The sequence below is a fragment of the Citrobacter sp. GW821-FHT07H02 genome (assembly GCF_059418505.1).
This window is the reverse complement of record NZ_JBWKPZ010000004.1, coordinates 25,468-42,090: the sequence shown is the minus strand read 5'-3', so window position 1 is coordinate 42,090 and position 16,623 is coordinate 25,468. Positions and strand designations below refer to the sequence as shown.

The following is a 16,623-nucleotide window of genomic DNA, read 5'->3' as shown; positions in this document are numbered from 1 at the left end:
TCTCGTTAAACAGAATGATACACTGCGAAGGGACAGACAGACAGGTTTCAGAGGGGTTAGCGTGACCCGTATCAGGGCCACGCTAAAAATGATTACAGCAGATCGCCGATCATTTTTTCCAGTTTACCCTGGTCTACAGCAAACTTACGGATACCGTCCGCCAGTTTGTCTACAGCCATCGGATCCTGGTTGTGCTGCCACAGGAACTCAGACTCAGTGATGCGTTCCGGACGTGCTTTCACTTCGCCAGAGAAGGACAGTTTACGCTCAACAGCGCCTTCGCTTTCAGCCAGCTCTTTCAGCAATGCAGGCGCGATAGTCAGACGATCGCAACCCGCCAGCTCCAGAATCTCACCCATGTTGCGGAAGCTTGCGCCCATCACCACTGTTTCGTAGCCGTGCTGTTTGTAGTACTCGTAGATTTCCGTCACGGAAACCACGCCCGGATCTTCAGCCGGCGCATACTCTTTCTTGTCGGTATTGGTTTTATACCAGTCAAGAATACGACCTACGAACGGAGAAATCAGGTACACGCCTGCTTCTGCACATGCACGCGCCTGCGCGAAGGAGAACAGCAGCGTCAGGTTACAGTTGATGCCTTCTTTTTCCAGCTGCTCAGCAGCACGAATGCCCTGCCAGGTGGAAGCCAGTTTGATCAGAATACGATCGTTGCTGATACCCGCATCGTTGTAGAGTTTGATCAGACGTTTCGCTTTCGCGATAGACGCTTCGGTGTCGTAAGACAGACGCGCGTCAACTTCGGTAGAGATACGGCCAGGGACCAGTTTCAGGATCTCCAGACCAATGTTCACCGCCAGCTTGTCAGTTGCATCAACCACTTGCTGTGCGCGATCGTTACTCTGCTGTTTAGCCCAGGCAACAGCGTCGTCAATCAGTTTACGGTATTCCGGGATCTGCGCTGCATTCAGAATGAGAGAAGGGTTAGTTGTGGCATCCTGCGGCTGGTACAGCTTCATTGCCGCGATGTCTCCGGTGTCAGCCACCACGGTAGTGAACTGACGAAGGGAGGTCAATTTGTCCGTCATGATAGTGTTTCTCTTTAAACAGCTTGTTAGGGGGATGTAACCGGTCTGCCCTGATGATAACACGACGTACTGACATCGCAACCGAAGACAATGCGGTTATCCGCCCGATGCGGTTTTTAACGCGACATTGACCCTGCACGGCATTACTGACCACGCTCTTGTGTATTATACGATTCTGTTATGAATCATCTTGCAGGGTATATACTGCATATGAATTGGTAACGCTTACACAGGAAAACAGAAGCGTACCGGCATCAACAAGAGGGATGTTAATGCCTGATTTTTTATCATTTATTAATGACGTACTTTGGGGATCGGTAATGATCTACCTGCTCTTTGGCGCAGGGTGTTGGTTCACTTACCGTACCGGATTCGTTCAATTTCGCTATATTCGCCAGTTTGGCAAAAGTCTGAAAAATAGCCTTACCCCACAACCCGGCGGCTTAACGTCATTTCAGGCACTCTGCACCAGCCTTGCCGCCCGTGTTGGCAGCGGCAATTTAGCGGGCGTCGCCGTCGCGATCACCGCAGGCGGCCCCGGTGCGGTATTCTGGATGTGGATGTCAGCGCTGATAGGTATGGCAACATCCTTTGCTGAGTGCTCGCTCGCCCAACTCTATAAAGAACGCGACAGCAAAGGCCAGTTTCGCGGCGGTCCGGCCTGGTATATGGCGCGAGGGCTCGGCATGCGTTGGATGGGCGTTATCTTTGCCGTCTTCTTACTCATTGCTTACGGTATTATTTTTAACAGCGTCCAGGCGAACTCTGTCGCGCGGGCACTGAATTTTGCCTTTGATATACCTCCCCTCTATTCCGGTCTGGCGCTGGCGTCTCTGGCATTGCTGGTGATCGTTCGCGGGATCAAAGGTGTCGCACGGATCATGCAGTGGTTTGTCCCCGTGATGGCCTTGCTGTGGCTGACCGCCAGTGTGGCGATCTGTGTCTGGCATATCGACCAACTCCCCGGCATCATTATCGCCATCGTGAAAAGTGCCTTCGGCTGGCAGGAAGCGACGGCAGGCGTCGCTGGCTATACGCTCAGTCAGGCCATCACCAGTGGATTTCAACGGGGCATGTTCTCGAATGAAGCCGGTATGGGGTCCACGCCTAACGCCGCAGCGGCGGCAGCATCATGGCCTCCCCATCCTGCCGCGCAGGGCATTGTGCAAATGATCGGTGTGTTTACCGACACGGTGATTATTTGTACGGCCAGCGCCATGATCATTTTACTGGCCGACCACGGCACCGCCTATATGCCGACCGAAGGTATTCAGCTTGTTCAGCGGGCGATGACCTCATTGACCGGAGAATGGGGAGCAGGATTCGTCGCGTTGATTGTGGTGCTGTTTGCCTTCAGCTCGATCGTCGCCAACTATATTTACGCCGAAAACAACCTGATTTTTCTTCAGTTGGACAACGGCCGAAATGTCTGGATATTGCGTATAACCACCGTCTGTATGGTTGTCCTGGGAACGCTACTGAGTCTGCCGGTTGTCTGGCAACTGGCAGACATTATTATGGCCTGCATGGCGATCACCAACCTGACGGCAATACTGTTACTTTCTCCGGTGGTGTATACCCTGGCGGGAGATTACCTGCGCCAGCGTAAACTCGGCGTACGGCCCGTCTTTGATCCGCTTCGTTATCCTGATATCGGCCAACAGCTGGCGCCAGGAACCTGGGAGGACGCGCCGGGCGAGCGGGATGACACAAGGTAATCGCAGCCATCGATCAATTCTGTCGTTTTTTTTGCTAAAGTCGCAGTAAATTTCCCGCAAGGACTGGATATGCTGATTCTCATTTCACCTGCAAAAACGCTCGATTATCAGAGCCCGCTGGCGACTACGCGTCATACCCTGCCCGAGCTGCTGGATCACTCCCAGCAGCTTATCCACGAGGCGCGTAAACTCTCTGCACCGCAGATTGGTAAACTGATGGGAGTAAGCGACAAGCTGGCCGACCTCAATGCCACCCGCTTTCACGACTGGCAACCCAACTTTTCCCCCGAGAATGCACGTCAGGCTATTCTTGCGTTCAAGGGCGATGTCTACACCGGACTGCGCGCAGAAACCTTCAGCGATGCGGATTTTGACTTCGCCCAACAACATTTACGCATGCTGTCTGGTTTGTATGGCGTCTTACGCCCGCTGGATTTAATGCAACCTTATCGTCTGGAGATGGGGATTCGCCTTGAAAACGCGAAAGGGAAAGACCTCTACCAATTCTGGGGCGATACGATAACTGAAAAGCTCAATGAAGCCCTGAAAGCACAGGGAGATCAGGTTGTCATCAACCTGGCGTCAGACGAATACTTTAAATCCGTGAAGCCGAAGAAACTGAATGCCGAGCTTATCAAACCGGTTTTCCTTGATGAGAAAAACGGCAAGTTCAAGGTCATCAGCTTCTACGCCAAAAAAGCGCGCGGTCTGATGAGTCGCTACATTATTGAAAATCGCCTGACGACGCCGGAGCAACTCACCGGCTTTAACAGCGAAGGCTATTTCTTTGATGAAGAAGCATCAGGAAAGGGTGAACTGGTGTTTAAGCGTCATGAGCAGTAATTGAAGCGTGCCGGATGGCGGCTATGCCTTATCCGGCCTACAAAACATAACGACTGTTCCGCAGGCCGGAGAAGACGCTTTCGCGTCGCCATCCGGCACAGTAAAGTAACTAGCTGCGCGTCATCATCAGCTGACGTAGCGCCGCGAAATCTGCCGGCAGATGATGAGAAAGCAGCGGCAGATCGGCGCGGTCCGCCAACTCTTTTGGCAGATCCAGCGTTTCGCCGAGAATAGCTTCCACGCTCTCTTTAAATTTTGCCGGGTGCGCGGTCCCCAGGAACAGACCATACTCGCCAGGGTGCAATTGATCGCGCAACGCACGGTAGGCAACTGCAGCATGCGGTTCTGAGGTGTAACCCACCGCTTTTAACTCACGCATCGTCTCTTGCGTCGTCGCGTCGTCCACCGCCGCGTAACCCAGTTCATTCAGACGCCAGATCTTACGGCGGAACAACTCCTCCACACGCGGCCAGTTATTTGGCTGACTGACATCCATGGCATTCGACAGGGTCGCCTGCGTTGTCTTAGGTGCCCACTGCCCGTCATGCAGGAAGCGCGGTACGGTGTCATTCACGTTGGTCGCGGCGATAAAACGCTTCACCGGCAGACCAAGCGATTTCGCCAGCAGGCCAGCGGTCAGATCGCCGAAGTTACCGCTCGGAACAGAAACCACCAGCTGATTACGTGCCTCTTGCGGCAACTGCGCAACCGCTTCGAAGTAGTAACAAATCTGCGCTAACAGACGGCTAATGTTAATAGAGTTGGCCGAGTTCAGTCCCAGTGCCTGTTTCAGCGCTTCATCATCAAACGCCTGCTTCACCAGAGCCTGGCAGGCATCAAAATCACCGTCGATCGCCACGGTTTCAATATTGCCGCCAAGCGTACAAAACAGTTTTTCCTGTAATGGACTTATCTTACCGCGCGGGTAGAGGATAACGACACGCACATTTTTCAGGCCATAGAAAGCGTGAGCCACTGCTGCACCGGTATCGCCGGAGGTCGCCGTCAGGATGGTGACCGGTTTATCGCCGCTGATATGTGTCAGCATCTGCGCCATAAAACGCCCGCCGAAATCTTTAAATGCCAGCGTGGGTCCATGAAACAACTCCAGACAGCCGACATCGCTTTCTACCTGCGCCACCGGCGCCGGGAACGCAAATGCGGAGCGTACACGCTCTTCAAGGATCTCCTGCGGGATCTCATCCCCAATGAATGCAGAGAGGATCTTAGCGCTGCGGACAACGAAGTCCTGGTTCAGCATCTCATCGATCTCGGTCAGGCTAAATTCCGGGAGTTCGTGTGGAAAGAATAATCCCTGATTTTTGCCTAGTCCCTGCGTGACGGCCTGTGCAAAGCTGACCTGCTCATTGTGATCTTTTAAATTGTAGAGTTTCATTGATTATCCCAGTACTCGTGCGCCCGCCGTATCCAGACGGCAAATATGAACAAAGCCTTCCTGATTTTGCAGGTAATGTTTAGTCAGCCAATCCGCTACGCGTTGAGCGGTATCCGGTTTATCGCACAGCGCGAACAGCGTCGGTCCGGACCCGGAAATACCGCTGGTCAGCGCGCCTATCTCCGCCACCGCCTGACGCGCCTGGCTAAAACCAGGCAGCAGACGCGCGCGATAAGGCTCAGCAATCACATCTTTCATCAGCTTTGCAGCAAGCTGCGGCTGACGGGAATAGCAGGCATGAATAAATCCGGCCAAGTGCCGCCCGTGGGCAATGCAATCCTGACGACGGTACTGCGCGGGTAAGATCGCGCGGGCTTCCGCCGTGGACACTTTGATCCCCGGATAGGCAAGTACCCATAGCCACTCATCAAAGCCTGGCACCTGTTGGCTGATGATGCCGTTTTCTTCAATCATCAACTGCATGCCGCCCAGAAAACACGGCGCGACATTATCGTAATGAATGCTGCCGGAGATACGTCCTTCCAGCTCCCCCATAATGGCCAGCAGTCGCGTATCGTTCAGCGGTTTACCGCAGTGTTCGTTCATCGCCACCAGCGCAGCAACAACGGAACAGGCGCTGGAACCTAACCCGGAACCTATCGGCATGTTCTTTTCCAGCGTCATCGCCACCGGGATTTGCTTGCCAAGCTCCTGGCAAAAACGCTCCCAACACTGGTAGACAATATTTTCTCGCGGCTCTGGCGGCAGCTTGTCAGCAAAATGCCCCCGATTAATTAGACGAAAGCTGTCCGACGCCTCAACGGTGACCACATCACCCAGCAGCGAACCATCAATGGGCGTCACTGCCGCCCCCAGGACATCAAACCCGACGCTCATATTGGCGCTGGAAGCCGGAGCATAAACTTTCACCATCTTAGACTCCTAACTTCCATGAGAGGGTACGCAGCAGATCGGCAAAGACGCCCGCCGCCGTCACGTCGTTGCCTGCACCATAACCGCGCAACACCAGCGGCAACGGTTGATAATAGTGGCTGTAGAACGCCAGCGCGTTTTCGCCGTTTTTCACTTTGAACAGCGGATCGTTGCCATCGACCTCGGCAATCTTCACGCGGCAAACGCCGTCCTCTTCAATGTTGCCCACATAGCGCAACACTTTACCCTCATCACGGGCTTTCGCCACGCGTGCCGCAAACGCGTCATCAAGCTGCGGCAGATTCGTCATAAACGCTGCCACATCGCCAGAATCATCAAACCCTTCTGGTAACACCGGTTCGATCACGATATCGGAAAGCTCCAGTGCCCGACCCGTTTCACGGGCGAGGATCAGCAGTTTGCGTGCAACATCCATCCCGGAGAGATCGTCTCGCGGATCAGGTTCGGTGTAGCCCATCTCGCGGGCCAGCGTGGTGGCCTGTGAGAGGCTCATCCCTTCATCCAGTTTACCGAAAATAAAAGAGAGCGAGCCGGAGAGAATACCGGAGAATTGTTGCAGCTCGTCCCCCGCGTTGAGCAGGTTTTGCAGGTTTTCAATCACCGGCAGGCCCGCGCCAACGTTCGTGTCATATAAAAATTTGCGCCGCGATTTTTCCGCTGCAAAACGCAGCTGATGGTAGTAATCCATCGACGAGGTGTTCGCCTTCTTGTTTGGCGTCACCACATGGAAACCTTCGCGCAGGAAGTCCGCATACTGATCCGCAACGGCCTGGCTGGAGGTGCAATCCACAATGACAGGGTTAAGCAGGTGATATTCCTTCACCAGACGAATTAAACGGCCTAAGTTGAAAGGCTCTTTCGCTTCCGCCAGTTCCGCTTGCCAGTTTTCCAGATTCAAGCCATGCACATTGGTCAGCAGCGCCTTTGAGTTCGCCACACCGCACACGCGCAGATCGATATGTTTATTCTTCAGCCAGGTCTGCTGGCGCTTGAGTTGCTCCAGCAATGCGCCACCGACGCCCCCCACACCGATGACAAACACTTCAATGACCTGATCGGTATTGAACAGCATCTGGTGTGTGACGCGGACACCGGTTGTTGCATCGTCATTGTTGACCACGACAGAAATAGAACGCTCGGACGAGCCTTGCGCAATAGCAACAATATTGATGTTGGCGCGGGCCAGCGCCGCGAAGAATTTTGCTGAAATGCCACGCAGCGTTCGCATACCATCGCCCACCACAGAGATGATGGCCAGGTAGTCAGTCACCGCCAGCGGCTCCAGCAAACCTTCTTTCAGCTCCAGATAGAACTCATCCTGCATCGCGCGCTGGGCACGTGCGCTGTCGCCCTGCGGCACACAGAAACTGATGCTGTACTCTGAAGAGGATTGCGTGATCAGCACCACCGAAATACCGGCGCGTGACATGGCGGCAAACACACGCGCCGCCATTCCCACCATCCCTTTCATACCGGGACCGGAAACACTGAACATTGCCATGTTGTTAAGATTCGAGATCCCTTTCACCGGCAGATTGTCATCATCGCAACTGGCGCCAATCAGGGTACCGGGCGCTTGCGGGTTTCCGGTATTTTTAATCAGGCATGGGATCTGGAACTGAGCAATAGGGGTAATCGTGCGAGGATGGAGAACTTTGGCGCCGAAGTAGGAAAGCTCCATCGCTTCCTGATAAGACATCGATTTCAGTAATCTGGCATCCGGCACCTGGCGAGGATCGCAGGTGTACACGCCATCAACGTCAGTCCAGATCTCACAACAATCCGCGCGTAAACAAGCTGCCAGGACAGCAGCCGAATAGTCAGAGCCGTTACGCCCCAGCACGACCAGTTCGCCTTTATCATTCCCGGCGGTAAAACCAGCCATCAGCACCATATGGTCTGCTGGGATACGCCCGGCAGCAATACGACGCGTGGATTCAGCGATATCGACGGTGGACTCGAGGTAATGCCCAACCGCCAGTAATTTCTCAACCGGGTCGATGACCGTTACGCCGTGGCCGCGTGCTTCCAGCAAGCCCGCCATAATGGCGATCGACATTTTTTCACCACGGCAGATAAGCGCGGCATTGATGCTGTCCGGGCACTGACCCAGCAGGCTGATGCCGTGCAGCACATGTTTGATCTGCGCAAATTCTTGTTCGACAAAGGCTTTTAATTGCGCCAACGGAAAGTCCGGCTGCGCGGCAGCGAGTCCCGTCAGAAGTTCGGAAAAGATGCGTTCGGCATCGCTGATATTGGGTAAAGCATCCTGACCACCGATGGTTTTTTCAATCATCGCCACCAGATGGTTAGTAATTTTCGCAGGGGCAGAAAGCACGGTTGCGACCTGCCCCTGCCTGGCATTGCTTTCCAGAATATCGGCAACCCGCAGAAAGCGTTCTGCATTTGCCACTGATGTACCACCGAACTTCAACACTCGCATTGTTGTTACCTCGTTACCTTTGGTCGAAAAAAAAGCCCGCACTGTTTAGGTGCGGGCTTTTTTCTGTGTTTCCTGTACGCGTCAGCCCGCACCGTTACCTGTGGTAATGGTGATGGTTGTAATCATGGTGGTGCTGATGCGTTTCATGGATGTTGTGTTCTCTGTAATTATTATCTGTCTGTGCTGTTGCCTATATTGGTTAAAGTATCTGATGACTTAAGTCAATAAATTTTTAATTTGATCACACTCCGAAACTTGTTCACGAGCTGCTGCTTGCGTCTTTACTTTCAACCAATACAGAGTGAAAACCCCACTTGAAACCAGAACAAAAAACCACACAACCATACTTAGTTGAGATTTTATTTTTCTATATTTTTCTCAATATCATGCAGCAAACGGTGCAACATTGCGGTGTCCCGCTGCCCTAACAGGCCAATGCGTTGCTGTAACCAATCTGCCAGTTTGATGTCGTCAGCCACATCCAGAGAACCCAGTAACCTTACAATCCGTGCGCGTAATGCCTGCAACTGAAACTCATCAGATGTTTCAGTCTCTTTTATGGATTGTTGCATTAAACCTGCTAATTGATAGCAGTAGACCATCACCGCCTGGCCTAAATTGAGCGAAGGGTAATCAGCGACCATCGGAACCCCCGTCAGCACATCCGCCAACGCCAATTCTTCATTTGTTAGCCCTGAATCTTCGCGTCCAAACACCAATGCGGCGTGACGCATCCAGCCGGACTTTTCCTGCAACAAGGGCAACAGTTCTGCTGGCGTTGCATAGTAATGAAATTTCGCGCGGCTACGGGCTGTCGTCGCGACGGTAAATTCAACGTCGTGCAGAGCCTCCGCCAGAGTATTGAAAACACTAATATTATCAATTATATCACCTGAACCATGCGCGACCCAACGCGTGGCGGGTTCAAGGTGGGCCTGACTGTCGACGATACGCAAATCGGTAAAACCCATCGTCTTCATAGCGCGTGCCGCAGCGCCAATGTTTTCCGCTCTGGCCGGGGCGACCAGGATGATTGTTAAACGCATTTATGAGACTCTTTTTGACTGGCCCGCGGGGAATAATGTGATGCATATCATCATATTACGCGGCGCGAATTTACAAATTTTTAACGAAAATCACTGAATCAGCATTTCACATTCAGTAAAAGACGCTAAACTGTTTCCTGTGTTTACAAACGATTATTATGTTAATAAAAGTTGCATATCTTTCTGTTTATTTAGGATAATTTAATTTAAACTGAATCTCATCCATTGGATTCATTACATTTATTAGTTAGGTCGCGCAACTAGTTGGATTGCTGCAATTTTGTGATGAAAGCTAGCATTTAGATACGATGATTTCATCAAACTGTTAACGTGCTACAATTGAACTTGATATATGTCAACGAAGCGTAGTTTTATTGGGTGTCCGGTATCACTTAGCCTGTTATGTTGCTGTTAAAATGGTTAGGATGACAGCCGTTTTTGACACTGTCGGGTCCAGAGGGAAAGTACCCAGACCAAGCTAATGATGTTGTTGACGTTGATGGAAAGTGCATCAAGAACGCAATTACGTACTTTAGTCATGTTACGCCGATCATGTTAATTTGCGACATGCCTCAGGCAGGTCAGGGACTTTTGTACTTCCTGTTTCGATTTAGTTGGCAATTTAGGTAGCAAACATGCAGACCCCGCACATTCTTATCGTTGAAGACGAGTTGGTAACACGCAACACGTTAAAAAGTATTTTCGAAGCGGAAGGCTATGATGTATTCGAAGCGACAGATGGCGCGGAAATGCATCAGATCCTCTCTGAATATGACATCAACCTGGTGATTATGGATATCAATTTGCCAGGGAAAAACGGTCTTCTGTTAGCGCGTGAACTGCGTGAACAGGCTAACGTTGCGTTGATGTTCCTGACGGGCCGCGATAACGAAGTCGATAAAATCCTCGGCCTCGAAATCGGTGCGGATGACTACATCACCAAACCGTTTAACCCACGTGAACTGACTATCCGTGCGCGCAACCTGCTGTCTCGTACCATGAACCTGGGGACTGTCAGCGAAGAACGTCGTAGCGTTGAAAGCTACAAGTTCAATGGTTGGGAACTCGATATCAACAGCCGTTCTTTGATTGGTCCAGATGGCGAGCAGTATAAACTGCCCCGCAGCGAATTCCGTGCCATGCTTCACTTCTGTGAGAACCCGGGTAAGATCCAGTCTCGCGCAGAACTGCTGAAGAAAATGACCGGTCGCGAGCTGAAGCCGCATGACCGTACTGTTGACGTGACCATTCGTCGTATTCGTAAACATTTCGAATCAACGCCGGATACGCCGGAAATTATCGCCACCATCCACGGCGAAGGCTACCGTTTCTGCGGCGACCTGCAGGATTAATCCTGACCCCTCCGGTATTAAAAACGGCGCTCCTGGCGCCGTTTTCCATTTTTCACCTTCGCTACTTCCAGATACGCAGTTCATCATCGCTCGCGGGTTTCAATTCTTTCGCCTTTGGGCGGGAAAGCGAATACCAGTCAAAATGACGCGTCAGGAACATCACCCCGCTCAACGCCAACAGGAGTACGCCGGTTCCCAGCAACAACGCGCTGTCAGCAGAGTTCAACAGTACCCACATCACCCCATCCAGCGCCAATAACGCCAGGGTAAACACCACGCTGTTACGCCACCCTTTTAGCACCGCCTGTAAATAAACACCGTTCATCAATGCGCCCACCAGACTTGCAGCGCCCCATGCCGCCGTAAAACCAATGTGTTCAGACAGTGCCAGTAATAACAGGTAAAACATGACCAGTGACATCCCAACCAGCAGGTATTGGATGGGATGAAGGCGTTGCGCCGTCAGGGTCTCAAAGACAAAAAAGGCCATGAACGTCAGCGCAATCAGCAAAATGGCATACTTTGTCGCCCTGTCGGTTAATTGATACTGATCGGCGGGCGTGGTGACGGCGACTCTGAACGACGGTAGGCTGTACCAGCCCATTTTTTCGGTCTCTCCGGCCTCGGGAAACTGCTCTCCAAGATTATTGGCAAACCAGCTACTCTGCCATTTTGCGTGAAAACCCGACTCGCTCAGCTCACGGCTGGTCGGTAAGAAATCGCCCAGGAATCTGGGATGGGGCCAGTTGCTGACCAGCGTCATTTCGCTATTTCGCCCCACCGGCACCACGGAGAAACTCCCGGTTCCACTCAGATTCAGCGAAAACGCCAGACTCAGATTGGTCTTTACCCATTGCGCATCCGGCAGTGGAATATGGAGACCTTGTACCCCTCCGGCAAGTCCGGTGCCGGGTTCAACGGTCAGTGCGGTCCCATTCACCTGCGGCGCATTAACCACACCTATCCCCCGGGCATCGCCTACGCCCACCACGATAAACGGTTTCCCGAGGGTGATATTCGGTCTTTCTAATTCACTCAGGCGAGTGGCATCAAACTCCGCCTTCACTGACAAATCGCTGTGCCAGACCTGAGCGTCATAAATACCGATGTTGCGGGACTCGACGTTCTGATTTCCCTCCACCATCAGGGATTCTGGCAGCCAGAAATGAATGTAGCTGCGCTTATGCTGAACCTCTTTCTCATTTTCCAGAACGGTATACAGCTCTGTCACGGGAACGGCGATCAGCGGGCCAACCATTTTTTGCGATCCACTGGTGCTTTGACGGATAGCATCCTCGACGGTGCTGCGGTAATCCGCTCGCTCCACGATTACCTGTCTGACCATCATCAACGGAATCAACAGCAGTAATATCGCGCCACTTAGCGTGACCATTTTCCAGAACAGGGGGGATTTAAACATAGCCTTTCTCCTTTGCAATGACAGCAGAGTAGAGAGGCTATGTGGGGAGAATTTGAAGTTATGTGAAGTGACGGTGAAGTGTCAGCGATGCCTGAACGCCGCCTTCCGGGCGGTTCTTCAATGCGACCTCTCCTTTGAGCAAACGGGCCACTTCGCTCACGAACGCCAGTCCCAGACCGCTGCTCTTGTGCCCATTCTCACGCGGCAACGAGTAGAAACGTTCAAAAATACGCGGCAGCGCAAAATCGGGAATTCCGCTGCCGGTATCGCAAATCAGGAGTGTGACATATTCCGCATCGGCTTCCGCTTTCAGGAAAATCTCCCCCTGCAAAGGGGTAAAATCGATCGCGTTATCAAGCAGATTCCCCAGCGCCTGCTCCAGCAGCGCCGGATCGGCTAAAACCACAAATGGCGAAGGGCTGATATGCAGCGAAATATTTTTCGCCGCCAGCTGGATGCTGCGGGCCTCGCCCACCTGGGCCAATAGCGGGTCGACAGACACCGGCGTCAACGCAATATCCTGCCGATTTTCAAGTCGCGCCTGCCGCAGCAGGGTTTCGACCAACGCCTGCATGCGGGCGTTTTGCGTCAGTATATTCCCGGTAAACCTCGCGACCACATCGGGAGGCGGCCCTTCGCGCAAGATCTCCGCTGCGCCGCGAATCGCCGCCAGCGGGCTTTTCAATTCATGGGTTAAGGCATACACATACTGCTCAATGTAGTTTTTACCTTCCAGCTTCAGACGCATACTTTCCAGCGCCTGCGCCAGTTTACGCAGCTCGCTGCTGCCCAGTTCAGGTAAGGCGACGGGTTGATTCTCGGTTACCGAATCGGCATAGCGCGCCAGTCTGGCTATGGAGCGGTTGATCCACCAGACCATCCCAACGCCAATCACTAATGCGATGCCCAACAATATGGCGCTCGCCCACAATATTCGGCGCTCACTACGCTTAATGACCGGAGCCATCGCCGCATTGGGTTTACCCACGCTGAGTACGCCGATGATAGTGTTACCTTCGGTAATCGGCGCGGCGACATACATCACGGTGCTTTCCGGGTCATCCGGATTTTGCAGCGTGCTGCGCGCACCATACTGCCCGCGAAGCGTGAGCCACACATCATTCCAGCGGGAGTAGTCTTCGCCCACCGCTTTGTTTGCGGAATCAAACAGTACCTTGCCCTGGGTATCAGTCATGTAGACATGGTATTCATTGCGCACTTTGTTAATACCGCTGATATTGGCGCGAAAAGGACGGTTCTGTAGATGGTTAAACGCCTGCGCCAGTCGGCCATGTGCAGGATCGCCAGAGAGCATATCATCCCGCGCCAGCGCCGCCAGCAGCGTCGCCGTATCGATCAGCGTCCCTTCCGTTGCCCTGCGCACACCGGGCTTTATCTCCTGTACAAAGATCGACAGCACAAACCAGGCGGCGACGGCCACAATCAGAAAGTAACCGAGCAGCAATCGCATCCCAATGCGCATCAGGCGCTCCTCAGGCTGTATCCCATACCGCGATGAGTGTTAATGGGAGAGACTTCCGGATTGATTGCCCTAAGCTTCGCCCGCAACGTTTTGATATGCGTATCGACTGTCCTGTCAAAGGTATCCTGCGCATCGGCCCAGACCAGATCCATCAGTTGCTGACGAGAGTAAACGCGCCCTGGCGACACCAGCAGCGTTTTCAGTAGCAGAAATTCATAGCGTGTAAGGTTGAGCGGCATACCGTACCAGGCAATTTGCGCCGCAGGTTCATTCAGCTCAAATTGCCCAATACGCAGAACAGGTGAAGGGGTCGAAAACTTCTTCACGCGCCTGAGCAGTGTGCGCACTCTGGCGCACACTTCCCGTGGAGAAAACGGTTTCGCGACATAGTCATCCGCGCCAATCTCCAGCCCGAGAAGCCGATCCACTTCGTCGCTACGTGCGGTCAAAAAGAGGATCGGTAATGCCGGGTGGCGTTCCAGCAATTTTCTACACAACTCAAAACCACTGATATCGGGTAACCCTACATCCAGAATGACGACATCGGGCAGTCTGGAGCGCGCTTGTTCCAGTACGGGGAACCCGCGTTCAAACGCCTCGACGGTAAATCCTTCCTGTTGCAGCATGTAGATAAGCGTATCGGCAATACCTTGCTCATCTTCAACCAACCATACCCGTTCCTGTTGCATAGACTTCCTTGTTATTCCCGCCACGGCATAATGGGTACCGCGCTAATGGCATTTTTAGGCGACCCGTCGACAACCTTGTCAGAGTATGCCAGATAGGCCAGCGTGTTGCGTTTCGCATCATAGAAACGGACGACCTGTAATGACTTAAACACCAGCGAAGTCCGCTTCTTAAAGACGACTTCACCTTCCGCCTTACCGTTCTTAATTCTTTCGCTCAGTTCAACCGGTCCAACCTGCTGACACGAAATCGCGGCATCAGAGGTGTCTTCAGCGAGTCCCAGTCCCCCTTTAATGCCCCCGGTTTTTGCACGGCTCACGTAGCAGGTGACGTTTTTGACATCGGGATCATCAAACGCTTCCACGACAATTTTGTGATCCGGTCCCAGTACTTTGAAGACGGTATCGACCGAACCAATCTGCTCTGCATGGGCAACATGTGTCAGCATGAGCAGAATTGAGGATATTACTAAGCTCTTATATTTCATATTGTTACCATTTTTAAATGTTTCGCTGTGCAATTATTAAACATTCTAAGATAAAATGTTTACAGATCACAGGATTACAATAATCACGCTTTCGACTGACCAAAAAAAGCATTTATGCGCAAAAAAAACACTGAATGCTAAAACAGCAAAAAATGCTATTATCCGAATACCTGATGTCAGGTACTCGTTGTTGAAAGGATGAGGATATTTTATGGATCAGGCTGGCATTATTCGCGACCTATTAATCTGGCTGGAAGGTCATCTGGATCAGCCCCTGTCGCTTGACAATGTGGCGGCAAAAGCGGGTTATTCCAAGTGGCATCTGCAGAGAATGTTCAAGGACGTGACGGGCCATGCTATCGGCGCTTATATCCGCGCCCGTCGATTATCGAAATCCGCTGTGGCGTTGCGCCTGACGGCGCGTCCTATTCTGGACATTGCTCTGCAATACCGCTTCGATTCTCAACAAACTTTTACACGCGCTTTTAAGAAGCAGTTCTCCCAAACGCCAGCGTTATATCGCCGCTCTCCAGAGTGGAGTTCCTTCGGGATCCGCCCTCCTCTGCGTTTGGGCGAATTTACCCTGCCTGAACATCAGTTTGTCACGCTGGAAGACACCAGTCTGCTCGGCATTACACAGAGCTATTCCTGTTCGCTGGAACAAATTTCCGATTTCCGCCACGAGATGCGCGTTCAGTTCTGGCGAGATTTCCTAAGCCATGCCCCGACGATCCCTCCGGTGCTGTACGGGCTTAACGAGTCGCGCCCAAGCCTTGAGAAAGATGACGAGCAGGAAGTGTTTTACACCACCGCCTTACCGCGAGAGCAAGCCGACGGTTATGTGCAGGCCGGACACCCTGTCCTGCTGCAAGGTGGTGAATACGTGATGTTCACTTATGAAGGGTTGGGCACCGGCGTTCAGGACTTTATCCTGACGGTCTACGGTACATGCATGCCAACGCTGAATCTGACCCGCCGTAAAGGGCAGGATATAGAGCGATACTTCCCGGCAGATGATGCCAAAGCCGGCGATCGCCCTATTAACCTGCGCTGCGAATTCCTGATTCCGATTCGTCGTTAACGCTGCAACTCATCCAACGCAGGGGCGTCCAGATGTGAGATGTCCCCTGCGGTTTCAACAACCCAGCCAGACGCCAGCCACAAACTTTCCTGATAATCGACGCGGGAAATAGAACAGTTACGCAGACGTAACCGACGTTCCGCCCAGGCTGGCAGCCCCAGAATCGTACTCACCAGACAGCCCAGCGCAATACCGTGACTGACCAGCAGAGGTCGGCTGCCTTGCGGGAGTTCCAGGCAAGACATCAGTGCCGCGTTTACGCGCTCACTCAATTCCTGCATTGATTCGCCATCCGGAATACGGCCATCGACCGTGCCATCAACCAGCTGGCGGCGCCAGTTCTCTTCTTCTTCATTGAGTGAATCGATGTGCCGTTTTTCCAGCACCCCCATATTCAGCTCACGCAGACGAGAATCGAAGGTGATATCACAACCACACGCCTGGGCGATTATCTCTGCCGTGCGACGCGTGCGACCTAAATCACTGCTCACGATATGAGTGATGCCAAGCTCTTTGGCGCGCACGCCCACCTGCACGGCTTGTTGCTCACCTTTAGCGGTCAGCGGGCTGTCAGACTGGCCTTGAATACGTCGCTCGGCGTTCCACTGCGTCTCACCGTGGCGAACAAGGTATACCTGTAACATGCTTTTTATCCGTTATACTGCGA

15 protein-coding genes, 1 pseudogene and 1 other annotated feature are annotated in these 16,623 nt (G+C 52.7%); of the genes and pseudogenes, 4 read left to right on the top strand and 12 right to left on the bottom strand.

Annotated elements, in window-relative coordinates; all coding sequences use genetic code 11:
* Positions 1-92 precede the first annotated feature (92 nt).
* Complete coding sequence (gene tal / locus AC07NP_RS07195; protein ID WP_192611005.1) at positions 93-1,046, bottom strand: transaldolase; 954 nt, start codon at positions 1,044-1,046, stop codon at positions 93-95.
* Positions 1,047-1,318: 272 nt separating this feature from the next.
* Between tal and AC07NP_RS07190 the strand changes: the two genes are divergently transcribed.
* Together AC07NP_RS07190 and yaaA are read left to right on the top strand one after the other, a co-directional pair.
* Positions 1,319-2,764, top strand: coding sequence for an alanine/glycine:cation symporter family protein (locus tag AC07NP_RS07190; RefSeq protein ID WP_494660007.1), 1,446 nt, complete (start codon positions 1,319-1,321; stop codon positions 2,762-2,764).
* Between the two features lie 69 nt (positions 2,765-2,833).
* A complete protein-coding gene (gene yaaA, locus AC07NP_RS07185; RefSeq protein WP_494660006.1) occupies positions 2,834-3,607 on the top strand; it encodes a peroxide stress protein YaaA in 774 nt (257 codons plus the stop codon).
* Positions 3,608-3,716: 109 nt separating this feature from the next.
* Here the strand turns inward: yaaA and thrC are convergent, their stop codons facing one another.
* The 6 genes and pseudogenes from thrC to yjjY form a co-directional block, all read right to left on the bottom strand.
* On the bottom strand, positions 3,717-5,003 hold the full coding sequence (thrC, locus tag AC07NP_RS07180; protein WP_192611002.1) for a threonine synthase: 1,287 nt from the start codon (positions 5,001-5,003) through the stop codon (positions 3,717-3,719).
* 3 nt (positions 5,004-5,006) lie between these two features.
* On the bottom strand, positions 5,007-5,936 hold the full coding sequence (gene thrB, locus AC07NP_RS07175) for a homoserine kinase (protein WP_494660005.1): 930 nt from the start codon (positions 5,934-5,936) through the stop codon (positions 5,007-5,009).
* A 1-nt stretch (position 5,937) separates the two neighbouring features.
* Positions 5,938-8,400, bottom strand: coding sequence for a bifunctional aspartate kinase/homoserine dehydrogenase I (gene thrA, locus AC07NP_RS07170; RefSeq protein WP_494660004.1), 2,463 nt, complete (start codon positions 8,398-8,400; stop codon positions 5,938-5,940).
* Positions 8,401-8,425: 25 nt separating this feature from the next.
* Positions 8,426-8,546, bottom strand: a sequence feature (Thr leader region).
* Entirely contained in the window at positions 8,482-8,547 is a 66-nt protein-coding gene (gene thrL / locus AC07NP_RS07165) for a thr operon leader peptide (RefSeq protein WP_192614291.1), read from the bottom strand. It overlaps the preceding feature by 65 nt.
* Before the next feature lie 212 nt (positions 8,548-8,759).
* Positions 8,760-9,446: a tRNA/rRNA methyltransferase gene (locus AC07NP_RS07160; RefSeq protein ID WP_494660003.1), complete on the bottom strand. Its 687-nt coding sequence runs from the start codon at positions 9,444-9,446 to the stop codon at positions 8,760-8,762.
* Positions 9,447-9,846: 400 nt separating this feature from the next.
* Positions 9,847-9,986: pseudogene (gene yjjY, locus AC07NP_RS07155) on the bottom strand (YjjY family protein).
* 95 nt (positions 9,987-10,081) lie between these two features.
* Between yjjY and arcA the strand changes: the two are divergent.
* Positions 10,082-10,798, top strand: a complete 717-nt coding sequence (gene arcA, locus AC07NP_RS07150) for a two-component system response regulator ArcA (protein ID WP_001194359.1) — start codon at positions 10,082-10,084, stop codon at positions 10,796-10,798.
* A gap of 61 nt (positions 10,799-10,859) precedes the next feature.
* On the opposite strand, the gene creD is transcribed toward arcA, so the two are convergent.
* From creD to creA, 4 genes are read right to left on the bottom strand one after another with little or no spacing between them, the layout of a single operon-like run.
* A complete protein-coding gene (creD, locus tag AC07NP_RS07145; RefSeq protein WP_494660002.1) occupies positions 10,860-12,218 on the bottom strand; it encodes a cell envelope integrity protein CreD in 1,359 nt (452 codons plus the stop codon).
* Positions 12,219-12,276: 58 nt separating this feature from the next.
* Positions 12,277-13,701 (bottom strand): two-component system sensor histidine kinase CreC, encoded by a 1,425-nt coding sequence (creC, locus tag AC07NP_RS07140; RefSeq protein ID WP_494660001.1) that lies wholly within the window; start codon positions 13,699-13,701, stop codon positions 12,277-12,279.
* On the bottom strand, positions 13,701-14,390 hold the full coding sequence (gene creB / locus AC07NP_RS07135; protein ID WP_203358992.1) for a two-component system response regulator CreB: 690 nt from the start codon (positions 14,388-14,390) through the stop codon (positions 13,701-13,703). Before creB ends, creC begins: the two co-directional genes overlap by 1 nt.
* Before the next feature lie 11 nt (positions 14,391-14,401).
* Entirely contained in the window at positions 14,402-14,875 is a 474-nt protein-coding gene (gene creA / locus AC07NP_RS07130) for a protein CreA (RefSeq protein WP_203358993.1), read from the bottom strand.
* 211 nt (positions 14,876-15,086) lie between these two features.
* On the opposite strand from creA, the gene robA reads away from it, so the two are divergent.
* A complete protein-coding gene (gene robA, locus AC07NP_RS07125; RefSeq protein WP_192610994.1) occupies positions 15,087-15,956 on the top strand; it encodes an MDR efflux pump AcrAB transcriptional activator RobA in 870 nt (289 codons plus the stop codon).
* Here the strand turns inward: robA and gpmB are convergent.
* Positions 15,953-16,600, bottom strand: coding sequence for a 2,3-diphosphoglycerate-dependent phosphoglycerate mutase GpmB (gpmB, locus tag AC07NP_RS07120; RefSeq protein WP_203358994.1), 648 nt, complete (start codon positions 16,598-16,600; stop codon positions 15,953-15,955). The two genes, robA and gpmB, sit on opposite strands and share 4 nt — an antisense overlap.
* Between the last annotated feature and the right edge of the window lie 23 nt (positions 16,601-16,623).

What these genes read in the sequence shown, in the direction of transcription:
- arcA (WP_001194359.1), top strand. Translation starts at nt 10,082, where the DNA reads ATGCAGACCCCGCACATTCTTATCGTTGAAGACGAGTTGGTAACACGC.
- thrB (WP_494660005.1), bottom strand. Translation starts at nt 5,936, where the DNA reads ATGGTGAAAGTTTATGCTCCGGCTTCCAGCGCCAATATGAGCGTCGGG.
- creC (WP_494660001.1), bottom strand. Translation starts at nt 13,701, where the DNA reads ATGCGCATTGGGATGCGATTGCTGCTCGGTTACTTTCTGATTGTGGCC.
- creB (WP_203358992.1), bottom strand. Translation starts at nt 14,390, where the DNA reads ATGCAACAGGAACGGGTATGGTTGGTTGAAGATGAGCAAGGTATTGCC.
- thrA (WP_494660004.1), bottom strand. Translation starts at nt 8,400, where the DNA reads ATGCGAGTGTTGAAGTTCGGTGGTACATCAGTGGCAAATGCAGAACGC.
- creD (WP_494660002.1), bottom strand. Translation starts at nt 12,218, where the DNA reads ATGTTTAAATCCCCCCTGTTCTGGAAAATGGTCACGCTAAGTGGCGCG.
- gpmB (WP_203358994.1), bottom strand. Translation starts at nt 16,600, where the DNA reads ATGTTACAGGTATACCTTGTTCGCCACGGTGAGACGCAGTGGAACGCC.
- AC07NP_RS07160 (WP_494660003.1), bottom strand. Translation starts at nt 9,446, where the DNA reads ATGCGTTTAACAATCATCCTGGTCGCCCCGGCCAGAGCGGAAAACATT.
- yaaA (WP_494660006.1), top strand. Translation starts at nt 2,834, where the DNA reads ATGCTGATTCTCATTTCACCTGCAAAAACGCTCGATTATCAGAGCCCG.
- thrC (WP_192611002.1), bottom strand. Translation starts at nt 5,003, where the DNA reads ATGAAACTCTACAATTTAAAAGATCACAATGAGCAGGTCAGCTTTGCA.
- tal (WP_192611005.1), bottom strand. Translation starts at nt 1,046, where the DNA reads ATGACGGACAAATTGACCTCCCTTCGTCAGTTCACTACCGTGGTGGCT.
- AC07NP_RS07190 (WP_494660007.1), top strand. Translation starts at nt 1,319, where the DNA reads ATGCCTGATTTTTTATCATTTATTAATGACGTACTTTGGGGATCGGTA.
- robA (WP_192610994.1), top strand. Translation starts at nt 15,087, where the DNA reads ATGGATCAGGCTGGCATTATTCGCGACCTATTAATCTGGCTGGAAGGT.
- creA (WP_203358993.1), bottom strand. Translation starts at nt 14,875, where the DNA reads ATGAAATATAAGAGCTTAGTAATATCCTCAATTCTGCTCATGCTGACA.